The 2,704-nt window shown below is 58.0% G+C and carries 1 protein-coding gene; it reads right to left on the bottom strand.

Annotation, left to right across the window (positions count from 1 at the left end):
- On the bottom strand, window positions 1-2,676 hold a 2,676-nt coding region (locus tag A3754_RS18940), incomplete at its 3' end, for a transglutaminase family protein (RefSeq protein WP_082904807.1).
- Between the last annotated feature and the right edge of the window lie 28 nt (window positions 2,677-2,704).

The raw sequence follows: 2,704 nt of genomic DNA, 5'->3' as shown, positions 1-2,704 counted from the left end.
CAAATAAGCCCCAGCCCCACTATAAGGATCCAGAACAATATACCCGGAGGACTGACTCCCAAAGAAATTCACCGGCCTCTCATGGGCTGTCACTTCCTTGCCCGCATATACCGAGTTACGGATATCGGTTTCTACCTCATCGGACAACTCGATACTGGCCAGCGCCTGATCCAGGTTCCCCTGGGTAATCGTCCAAATTTTCTGCCCTTCAGCAGCAGCAAGCTGGATGGCTTTCACCGCACTGATACCGTGTGCTGGGGCATCTTCCGTGCTGTACATTTGCTCTGGCACCAGGTGCTCCATGGCCGATAGCCGGGCACCACGAGCACGGTTGAACGCCAACCTGCGTTCCACATTGCCATCTTTATCGACGCGCGTTCCCGCGAAGCGATCCACGTCCATAGTCAGACCGGTGGCTTTGACGTTGCGAGGGATACCGTAGAAGTAGACCGGAGACAGGCTGGTTTTGAACAGGCCATAGCTGGGGGCACGGTAACCCACACTGTGGGCCTGCTTTTCGCTAATCTTGTCCTGCATGTCATTCAGGGCGAAATAACTGAGGATGGTGCTATAGAGCAGATCACCGACTACCTGCTGCTTGGTCAGGCCCGCAAAGTCTTCTGCCTCCAGTTTTTGCCGGGTGCTTTCCAGATCGGTTTGCAGATCTTGGGCCTGACTCTGACTGATGCCTTGCAGATTCAGCGCCAGGGCTCTGTATTCGCCGGCAACGGCTTCGTTCTGACTGGTTCGCCACCTCTGGTTGGGCTGCCAATAGCCCATTTCGGATTGTAGCTCGGAGCCCATGGCGGTATTGGTGGTCGCTGTGGCTACTACCTCATTGCCAATGGTGAACTCACCAGTTAGATCGATCAGGTAGCCCGGTAGAGTATCGGGAATATCGTTGGGGTCGACCTCGCCGTTTTCATCCGGCTCTGGCAGATAACTGGCCAGGGCCTCCTCATCTTCCGGGGTGGCCGGTTTGAAGGACAGGGCGAGTTTGCGGCCGGCCAGGGCTACGGTGGGCTGCTGGATACTGATTAATTCGCTGCCCTGCCGACCGAACTGGTTAGTATAGAGCTGGTAACGGAATTTCCAGCGCAGGCTATCAGATAACTCGGACGCTACCAGCTTGCGTGTCAGCAATTGATAAGGAAGCCCGGCGGCCAGCTGCTGGTGGATCACTGTCTTGATGTTCTGAGTGCCCAGCACTTCCCCTACTGTGGCGTCAGGGGCTTGGTTTTCCAGAAAGGCCTCCAGTTGGGTGCGATAATCGGCAAAGGCATCTTCCATAGCCTGCTGGGGCACGCCCTGCACCCAGCCCTCTTCTTCATTGATGGTGCTTTCCTGCTCAATGGTCTGGGCCAGACCTTGAGCATCGAAGGGCACCTGCTCTTCCAGGGCCATGCCCTCGGTGTACTCGTATTGCTTGAAGCTGGCATCCATGGGCACCCAGCTATCGCCCACGCTATGCTTGGCACCACGGCTGGGGTGATAGTCGATCCAGGCCTCCACCCACACATGCTCCAGGTTGATGTGGGTGATTTCCCCTCCGCTGACCATGCCAACATTGGGGATACCGCCCTGCCCCAGAAGATCGCTGGCGGCTTGCGGCGTATTGACGTTGCCTACCCAGTTCATCACCTGATCGGCAGGCATTTGTACGGTACCGAACGTGTAGCGGGCAGGGATGTTGGCGGCACGGAGCAAGGCAACCAGCAAGCTGGCTGTGTCGTAGGCATTGCCCTTACCGTGTTGCAGGGTGTAATCCGCGCCCTGGATGGAACCATGGCTGGGAATAAACTCGATATTATTGCGAACCCACTGGTAGATTGCCACTGGGTCGTGATCCAGCGCCTCCGCCTTCGCACGGACGGCATCGGTGAGCTGGGCATCCAGGGTGGCGGCCAGGTCCTCTTCCGTGGGGCCTCCGGGTTGTCCGAGCATGTCAGGGGTAATGACGTTACTGGCCAGTTGCACGCCACGTTCGAATAGGGGAAGCGCATTCCTGGCGCTTAATTCTCTGGCGGTGGTGGACGGCTCCGGTGTCAGGTTCGGGTCCGGGGTGCCCCATGGCAAGTTGTTCGGGTCAAAAGGGTCACGGGGCTTTTCCAGGGTGAAGCTGTCCATCCACTCTTTCAGCGACGCCGCTGCGTCCTGCTGCTCCTGCAGACTCTCTGCTTCCAGCATGGCCGCCATCCGAACTTGCATGGTCTGGTAACGTTCCCGGTATTGTTGACGAGCCTCGGCGTGCCGCTGCTGAATTTTCTCTGGCAACTGCTTCTCCCGCAGCCGCTTGCCGGTGGCATCAAATTCTTTCAGCGCCTGCTGATGCAGATGCTCGGCCCGCCCAGCCAACCAGCTCAGGTCATCAACGCCTTCCAGCGTCAGCTGGCTCAGCCCTATGGCCGAAAGCATGTTATCCAGCATACCCCCTTCCTTGGCCAAACGCTGGTCAATCAGCGCCTTACGGTCACGGACTCTGTCACGAACATGCTTTAGCACCTGATCCAGATGTTGGTTCTTCGCTTCCCAGCGGGCCTGCTCGGCAATGTCCTTCTGCCGCTCTACTTCCAGTGCGACTGCCCAGGATGGCCAGATCACCCCGTTGAGCAACAACAGCACTGCCGCCATCGCAACGGTGCGGGCAAATCGGCCGGACTCACGGATTTTCTCCATGGCTGGCGCGCCTACGTTATGCACCTTT

This window comes from Alcanivorax sp. HI0083 (genome assembly GCF_001635175.1).
The sequence above is the reverse complement of the archived record's forward strand: the minus strand, read 5'-3'. Positions and strand labels throughout refer to the sequence as shown.